The sequence below is a fragment of the Glutamicibacter sp. AGC46 genome, assembly GCF_053543715.1.
This window is the reverse complement of record NZ_JBLVOJ010000013.1, coordinates 1-7,647: the sequence shown is the minus strand read 5'-3', so window position 1 is coordinate 7,647 and position 7,647 is coordinate 1. Positions and strand designations below refer to the sequence as shown.

The following is a 7,647-nucleotide window of genomic DNA, read 5'->3' as shown; positions in this document are numbered from 1 at the left end:
TCCGGGCCCCCGCGCCTGCAATTCACCAGCGCTAACTGCACTTGATCGACAGGGACATCTGGAAGATGACAAAGACCGCCCGCCAAGGGCCGCAACCCGGCACCGAGGAGACGAAGCCCAAGCTGTCACCGGCAGCCAGGCGCTTCGCCAACGCCACCAGTACCTCCACTGGCGCCATGCTCGCCAAGATCATCCTGGTGGCGATCGTCGATGCGACCGCGCTCTTCGCGGTCTTCACCGCACTGGGGCGCGAAGCCTGGGCGATCGCCGCGGTGATCGCGGCCATTACCGTGCTGATCAACGTGGTCTACTTCAAGCGCGGATGGCTGCCGGCAAAGTACCTGCTGCCGGGCACCATCTTCCTGCTGATTTTCCAGGTCTTCGTGATCGGCTACACCGGGTATATCGCCTTCACCAACTACGGTTCGGGGCACAACTCGGATAAGGATGACGCGATCAGCGCGCTGCTGCAATCCAACCAGAACCGCGTCGAGGGATCAGCCGGCTACCCGGTGTCCATCCTCGAGGGGCAAGACGGGCTGGCGATGCTCATTGAGCGCGATGGCCAGCAGCTGCTCGGCGATGCGGATGATCCTTTCGTCCCGGTAGACCCCGCTGGCCTGGGGGACTACTCCGAACTGGCTTTCGCCGATTTGCTGGGCCGCCAGCAGGAGGTCACCTCGCTGGCCGTTCCATTCACCGAGAACCCGGCAGATGGCACCGTGCGCACCAGCGATGGCCGCACCGCCTACCAGTACACTTCCTCCATCAAGCATGATGAAGCCGCGGACACCATGACCGATCAGCAGACCGGCGTGGTGTACCGGGACACCGGCGTGGGCGCGTATACCGCGCAAGACGGCTCGCAGCTGATGCCCGGCTGGTCCATCAACGTGGGCTTCGAGAACTTCACCCGTGCGGTCACCGATTCCTCGATCCGCAACGCCCTGTTCTCTGTCACCGTGTGGACCTTCGCCTTCGCCTTCCTGTCGGTGGCGACCACCTTCTTCCTCGGGCTGTTCCTGGCGATTGTCTTCAACGACATGCGCATGAAGGGGCGGAAGGTCTACCGCGTCATCTCGATCCTGCCTTACGCATTCCCTGCGTTCCTGGGCGGGCTGGTCTGGGCCGGCATGCTCAACCGCGACTTCGGGTTCGTCAACCAGGTGCTCCTGGGCGGAGCGCAGATCCCTTGGCTGACCGACCCGTGGCTGGCGAAGTTCTCCGTGCTCTGGGTGAATCTGTGGCTCGGATTCCCGTACATGTTCCTGGTCTGCACCGGGGCGCTGCAGTCCATTCCGAATGAACTCTCCGAAGCGGCCACCATCGACGGGGCGAAGCCGTTCCAGATCTTCCGGTTGATCAAGCTGCCGCTGCTGCTGGTCTCGGTGGCTCCGCTGCTGATCAGCTCCTTCGCCTTCAACTTCAACAACTTCAACGTGATCTACATGCTCACCGAAGGCGGGCCGCGCATGCAGGATGCAGGACTGAACGTGGGATCCACCGACATCCTGATCTCCATGGTCTACAAGGTGGCCTTCGTTGGCTCCCAGCGCGACTATGGGCTGGCCAGCGCCTTCTCCATCATCATTTTCGTGATCGTCGCGATCATCTCGATTATCAGTTTCAAGCAGACCAAGGCACTGGAGGAGCTGAACTAATGAGCACCGAAATCACCGGCAGGCCGGTAGCCGGCGCACCCAAGGGACGCGCGGGGCGCCAGGGCCTGGGCAAATGGTTCGCCTCCACCGGCTGGCGCCACCTGATCGGCGTGGCCCTGTGCATCTATGCGGCCTTCCCGCTGCTCTACGTGCTCTCGGCCTCGCTGAACCCCAATGGAACCCTGCTGTCTTCCAATGGATTGTTCACCACCATCGGCTTCAACAGCTATGTGGAGCTGTTCCAGAATCAGCAGCGTCCCTTCGGCGCCTGGTTCATCAACACCTTGGTGATCGGCCTGACCACGGCGGCCGCTTCGGTGTTCCTCGGCGCCTTGGCTGCCTACAGCTTCTCGCGGATGCGCTTCACCGGCCGCCGCGTGGGCCTGGTCAGCTTGCTGATTGTGCAGATCTTCCCGCAGCTGCTGGCCGTAGTGGCGATCTTCATCCTGCTCACCTCGCTGGGAGATGTCTTCCCGGTCTTGGGCATCGATAACCAGATCGCATTGATCATGGTGTACCTGGGCGGGGCACTGGGTGTGAACACCTATCTGATGTACGGCTTCTTCAACACCATTCCGGTGGAAATCGATGAAGCGGCGAAGATCGATGGTGCTGGCCATGCCCGCATCTTCTTCACCATGATCCTGCGCCTGGTGGCACCGATCTTGGCCGTCGTGGGCCTGCTGTCCTTCATTTCCAGCACCTCGGACTTCGTGATCGCCTCGGTCATCCTGGTCTCCCCGGAGAACCAGACGCTGGCTGTGGGACTGTACTCCTACGTCTCGGAGGAATTCACCTCCAACTGGTCGGTCTTCGCTGCCGGTGCGGTACTGGCAGCGATCCCGGTGATGGCATTGTTCCTGTTCTTGCAGAAGTACATTGTCGGCGGCCTGACCGCCGGCGCAGGCAAGTAGCCCGCAGCAACTGACCACTTCGGGCAGATGGGGCAACGCCACTGGCGTTGCCCCATTTTGCCTGCGTCAGCCCATGGGCCGGAGCACGTAGAGTAAAAGGCATGAAGCCCTACTTGCCGCGCGCCGCCCGCAACTACCTGGAGCAACTTCGCCGTGCGCTGGATTTCTTGTCTTTGCAAGAACGCAACGAAGTCATTGAAACCACCAAGCAGGAGATTCTCCGCCTGCCTGGCGGCGGACGCCGCAAGAGCGATTTGATCCGCTTGCTCGGCGAGCCTGCCTCGCGCGCGCTCAAATTCGAACGCCATGAGCCCGAAGCCCTGGAAGTGGGCAGCGGCAAGTACTTCTTGACGCGTATTCTGGCGTGGCCAATTTTCGCTCTCGCACTGCTGACCCTGATGGTGGTGCTTTTCGCCCCGCCGCAAGCCGCCTTGGCCAACGAACAGAGCTTCGGCTTTGTTGCCGGGGGAGTTGGCGGGCTGCTGGGGCAACTCGAATTGCTGATCGGATCCCAGCTGATTTGGCTGGCGTTCATTCCGGTCATCCTCAGCCTGGTTCCCTTGTGGCTGCCCAATAGTGCCGGCACCACCATCCACATCGTCGGGGCTGTGATCATGACCGTTATCTGCGCGGCGGGTGGCGGACAGCTCTCGCTCTTTTTCATTCCGGTGACCGTGCTGCTCTGGGCACAGGTTTTCACCCCGCTGCTGATGATGCGCGGTTCCATGGCAAGCCCCGGGCCCGGCTGGCTGGTGTGCGCGGCGGTGCTGCTGATCCTGGTCCTGGGGTATGCCAGCTACCAAGGCCTGGCCAGCTTCAGCGCTGCGCCATGGCTGATCCTGGCTCCGGCCGCGCTGCTGGCCGTGCTGGCGATGCTGTTGCCCTTCCGCTGGAAGCTGGCTCATATTGCGCTGGTCGCAGCCGGCCTGCTGGTGATGGCCGCTGGATTCGTCGCTGCGCTGCCAGGAACCTACGGGGCGGTCCTGGCCTGGCCGTGGCTGGCTGGCGGCATGAGCTTCGCCGTAGGACATCTCGCGCTAGCTGCCGGCATGTGGCACGAACGAGCCAGGAAATTGCTGGCCCTGTTTTAGGAGTTTCAATACTTGTAGGCGCTTAATGGGAATTTACAGAGAAAATGCGTATATCCTCGTGACATGGCCGAGAATAAGGAAAATTCCTCTTCTGAACCGACAAAACGTGGTCGCGGGCGCCCGCGCAAGGACTCTGAATTCCAGTCCCTGAGCAAAGAGCAGCTGGCCCAGAAGGCTCTGGAAATCGCCGGTGCCGAGGGCTACGACGCGCTGACCATGCACCGTCTTGCGGCCGAATTCAATGTCACCCCGCGGGCGTTGTACAACTACGTGGCGGATCGCCAAGAAGTCATCAACCTGGCGGTGGGGCGCTTCATCTCGATCAATCCGCTGATCGAGTTCGACTGCAACGACTGGAAGCTCGGGGTGACCGAAGCGTACAACGCGACGCGCCGGGCCTACCGGGCCTACCCCCGGGCCTCGCAATTGACGCTCGACGAAAAGCTCAAGGTGGAGCCCGGCCCGTTCCGCAATGAATTGATGGAACGGATCCTCGCCTTCTTCGTGGATATCGGCCTGACGCTCAAGCAGGCAGTGGCCATGGTCCGCGCCCTGGAACGGGATGTCCTGGGTTTCGTGATGCATGTGGATTACTACTATGACCGCCGCTCGAAGGACAGCCCGGACTACGTGAGCTCGCTGGTGCCGGTCCAATTGCTTGACGCCTACCCGGAAGTTCCGACACCGCTGGCACGCCAAGCGCTCGAGCTGCCGCAGCAAGACAGCGATGACCTTTTCGGGGAAGTCGTCGAGTTGCGGTTGCTGGCCATTGCGCAGATGCTCGAGCTCAACCGGGCCGCCGAAGACCGCAAAGAATGAAATAAGCACTTCGACAGGGAATATTAGCCAGCTGGCCAACGCTGTAGGTTGAAGGACCGCAGGATTGTGCGGCCTGGAATTCGTTTGAAAGTTGGCCCATGTCCCAGAGCAAGCCGCATCCGGTACCAATTGCTGAAGAACTCTCGGCCGGAGCGCGATGGCGATTGCTGGGCGTGCTGCTGGCAGCGATGTTCATGTCGCTGGTTTCGGTCAGCATCGTCAACGTGGTTCTTCCTGCCATCGGTTCCACCCTGCATGCCACCGAATCGGACCTGCAGTGGGTATTGGCCGGATATGCGCTGACCTTCGGCGTGGTTCTGGTTGCTGCCGGACGCGCCGGCGACCTGCTGGGCCGTGGCGTGATGTTCGTGGCGGGTTTGGCGATCTTCACAGCCGCCAGCATCCTCGCAGGGCTGGCCGCGGATCCACTGGTATTGAACATTGCCCGCTTCATCATGGGCGTTGGCTCGGGCCTGCTCAACCCCCAAGTGATGGGCATGATCCAGCAGCACTTCCGTGGCGCGGCCCGTGGCCGGGCCTACGGGCTGCTGGGCACCGCCGTCGGCTTCTCGGTAGCTATTGGGCCGGTGCTGGGCGGATTGCTGATCAACTGGTTTGGCGAAGACGCCGGCTGGCGCGCCACCTTCTTGATCAACGTCCCGGTCGGCGTGCTGGCTATTGTCCTGGCGCTGCTGTGGCTGCCCAAGCCGCTGTTCAACAAGCCAGCGGGCAAGGTGGATCTGGACCCGGTTGGCGGCCTCCTGCTGGCGGTTGGCATTTTCGCCCTGCTCCTGCCATTCGTCCAGGGCCGCGAAACCCCATGGCTCTGGTCGCTGCTGGCCTTGGCAGTGCTGGTCATGGTGCTCTGGGTCTGGTGGGAGAAGAAGTACAAGAAGCTCGGGCGCGAACCAATGGTGGAATTGGCCCTGTTCAAGATCCGCAGCTTCACCAACGGCACGCTCATTGCGGGCCTGTACTTCATGGGTGTTTCCAGCGTCTGGGTGCTGGTGGCCATTTACGTCCAGCAATCCCAGGGTTTCAGTGCCCTGCAGGCAGGGCTGATCTGCCTTCCCGCGGCCCTGCTCTCCGCCTTCAGCTCCGACATCGCCGGACGCTATGTCATGACCGTGGGGCGAAAAATGGTCATCGGCGGCATTCTCAGCGCCCTGTTCGGTCTGCTGGCCACCATTGCCGTGGTGGTCCTGGAGGATCGCGGGCTGCTGAACATCTGGTGGATGCTGCTTTCGCTGGCCTTCATCGGCGTAGCCCAGGGCTTCATTATTTCGCCTAACCAGGCGCTGACCCTCATGGAAGTTCCCGTGGCCAACTCCGGCAGTGCCGGCGGCTTGATGCAGACTTCCCAGCGCGTGGGCACTGCGGTGGGCATTGCGGTGATTACCGCTGTCTTCTACGGCATGAACCACGTAGCCGGGTACTCGATCGCCATGGCGCTCTCATTCGCTGCCATTTCCCTCTTGGTCCTGGCCACCTTGCTGGTCGGTATCCTTGATCTGCGCCATAGCCATGCTGCCCGCAGCAAGCCAGTTGCCGAAGAAGTCGTTCCCGTCAGCACCGGCGTGCAGCGTACGGTGACCGGGGCAATCGAGGTTGTCGGGCCGAAGGAGCCTACCCAGCCAGTAGACTCCCAGCCGTAATCCGGTACTGGCCAGCGGGTGGGCCGAAGACCTAGGCTGGGGGATATGAAGCGATTCTTCCTGCGCACCGCGGCACTGTCTTTGGCTTTTGGTGTTGCCGCCTGCGGGGCGACCCCGGGCGAGCCGGGCGCCAGCCAGCCAACTGAAAGCGAGACCAGCGTGATACTCCAGGATCCGGTCGGCTTGTGGGGCAGCAAGGAGCAAGGCCAGCCGTGGCTGGAGCTTGCCGAAGACGGCAAGATCACCGGCAGCGATGGCTGCAACCGCCTCGCCGGCACCTGGAGCGCATCCGAAGACCTGGAATTCGCCGCGCTCGCCTCGACCAAGATGTTCTGCGAAGGCGTGGATGACTGGCTCTCGCGCGCTGCCTCCGCCAAGCTGGAGGACGGCGAAAAGATGCTTGTCCTTGACGCAGACGGGAAAGAGCTAGGAACCCTTGCCTTTGGTGGCAAGGGATCCTAGCTCTTTGCTGCTTCAGCCTAGACTATGCGCTGACGCGGTAACCGGAGATCATCGGGCACTCGAAAGGATCCCGGGCCGATAGCCCGACCTTGTTCAGGTAGGTGATCACCTGTGCGTAGGATTCGCGGACACTGGCCACGGTGTACGGGACCTGGTGCTCGTCGCAGTACTGGCGCACGATGCGCGAGACGCCGGCCAGGTTGGCGCGCGGCATGGACGGGAACAGGTGGTGCTCTACTTGGTAGTTCAATCCGCCGTAGACGTGGGAGAGCACGCGGTTTCCCCAGCTGGACTTGGCCATGACATTGCGTCCGGTCAGTACCTGGCGGGAGAAGAAGTCGATGCGGGCGTCCTGGGGAACCATCGGCATGCCCTTGTGGTTCGGGGCGAAGGAGGCACCCATGTAGACGCCGAAGACTGCCAGCTGCACGCCGAGGAAGGCGAAAGCCATGCCCACTGGCAGGAAGTAGAACACGATCGCCAGGTAGATGGCGATGCGCAGTGCAATGCCGGTCATCTCGCGCTTGCGGTTCTTGACCCGGCCGGCCTTGAACAGGTACTTGATCGAATGCATATGCAGATTCAAGCCCTCAAGGGTGAGCAGCGGGAAGAACAGGTAGCCCTGGCGGTTGGTGATCCACTTGAGCAGGCCGCGCTGGCGCTTGGCGTCCTCGGTCTGGAAGGAGATGGTGTCCCACTCGATGTCCGGATCCTTGCCCACGGTATTGGGGGTGGCGTGGTGCTTGTTGTGCTTGTTCATCCACCACTGGTAGCTGATGCCCACGACGATATTGGCCAGGAACTGGCCCAGCTTGTCATTGCGCTTGTGCGAAGCCAGGATCTGGCGGTGTGCCGCCTCGTGCGCCAGGAACGCGAATTGGGTGAGCAGCAGGCCCAAGGCTGCGGCCATCAGCAACTGGAACCAGCTGTCGCCCAGGAGGATGAAACCGGTAACGGTACCGGCTAGCAGCACCGTCAGCACGATGCCCAACCCGAGATAGTGCCCGCGGCGGCGGCCGACCAGTCCAGCTTCGGTGACCAACTT

7 protein-coding genes are annotated in these 7,647 nt (G+C 62.1%); 6 read left to right on the top strand and 1 reads right to left on the bottom strand.

Features of this window, described 5'->3' with window-relative positions; genetic code table 11:
• Nucleotides 1–65: 65 nt before the first annotated feature.
• The 6 genes from ACNPM8_RS10025 to ACNPM8_RS10000 all read left to right on the top strand — a co-directional run bounded on the left by ACNPM8_RS10025 (nucleotide 66) and on the right by ACNPM8_RS10000 (nucleotide 6,602).
• Nucleotides 66–1,661 carry an ABC transporter permease subunit gene (locus ACNPM8_RS10025; protein WP_332504039.1) on the top strand — a complete coding sequence of 532 codons (1,596 nt, stop codon included), beginning with the start codon at nucleotides 66–68 and terminating at the stop codon, nucleotides 1,659–1,661.
• Nucleotides 1,661–2,575 carry a sugar ABC transporter permease gene (locus ACNPM8_RS10020; protein ID WP_105658448.1) on the top strand — a complete coding sequence of 305 codons (915 nt, stop codon included), beginning with the start codon at nucleotides 1,661–1,663 and terminating at the stop codon, nucleotides 2,573–2,575. Before ACNPM8_RS10025 ends, ACNPM8_RS10020 begins: the two co-directional genes overlap by 1 nt.
• Nucleotides 2,576–2,676: 101 nt before the next feature.
• Nucleotides 2,677–3,666, top strand: coding sequence for a hypothetical protein (locus tag ACNPM8_RS10015; RefSeq protein WP_402697295.1), 990 nt, complete (start codon nucleotides 2,677–2,679; stop codon nucleotides 3,664–3,666).
• A gap of 63 nt (nucleotides 3,667–3,729) precedes the next feature.
• Nucleotides 3,730–4,485 carry a TetR/AcrR family transcriptional regulator gene (locus ACNPM8_RS10010; protein WP_448939779.1) on the top strand — a complete coding sequence of 252 codons (756 nt, stop codon included), beginning with the start codon at nucleotides 3,730–3,732 and terminating at the stop codon, nucleotides 4,483–4,485.
• 98 nt (nucleotides 4,486–4,583) lie between these two features.
• A complete protein-coding gene (locus ACNPM8_RS10005) occupies nucleotides 4,584–6,140 on the top strand; it encodes an MFS transporter (RefSeq protein ID WP_105658451.1) in 1,557 nt (518 codons plus the stop codon).
• Between the two features lie 45 nt (nucleotides 6,141–6,185).
• Nucleotides 6,186–6,602, top strand: coding sequence for an META domain-containing protein (locus ACNPM8_RS10000; protein ID WP_105658452.1), 417 nt, complete (start codon nucleotides 6,186–6,188; stop codon nucleotides 6,600–6,602).
• 22 nt (nucleotides 6,603–6,624) lie between these two features.
• Here ACNPM8_RS10000 and ACNPM8_RS09995 read toward each other — a convergent pair.
• Nucleotides 6,625–7,647, bottom strand: a 1,023-nt coding sequence (locus ACNPM8_RS09995) for a fatty acid desaturase family protein (protein WP_448939778.1), incomplete at its 5' end; no start/stop codon positions are given.

What these genes read in the sequence shown, in the direction of transcription:
- ACNPM8_RS10015 (WP_402697295.1), top strand. Translation starts at nt 2,677, where the DNA reads ATGAAGCCCTACTTGCCGCGCGCCGCCCGCAACTACCTGGAGCAACTT.
- ACNPM8_RS10005 (WP_105658451.1), top strand. Translation starts at nt 4,584, where the DNA reads ATGTCCCAGAGCAAGCCGCATCCGGTACCAATTGCTGAAGAACTCTCG.
- ACNPM8_RS10025 (WP_332504039.1), top strand. Translation starts at nt 66, where the DNA reads ATGACAAAGACCGCCCGCCAAGGGCCGCAACCCGGCACCGAGGAGACG.
- ACNPM8_RS10010 (WP_448939779.1), top strand. Translation starts at nt 3,730, where the DNA reads ATGGCCGAGAATAAGGAAAATTCCTCTTCTGAACCGACAAAACGTGGT.
- ACNPM8_RS10020 (WP_105658448.1), top strand. Translation starts at nt 1,661, where the DNA reads ATGAGCACCGAAATCACCGGCAGGCCGGTAGCCGGCGCACCCAAGGGA.
- ACNPM8_RS10000 (WP_105658452.1), top strand. Translation starts at nt 6,186, where the DNA reads ATGAAGCGATTCTTCCTGCGCACCGCGGCACTGTCTTTGGCTTTTGGT.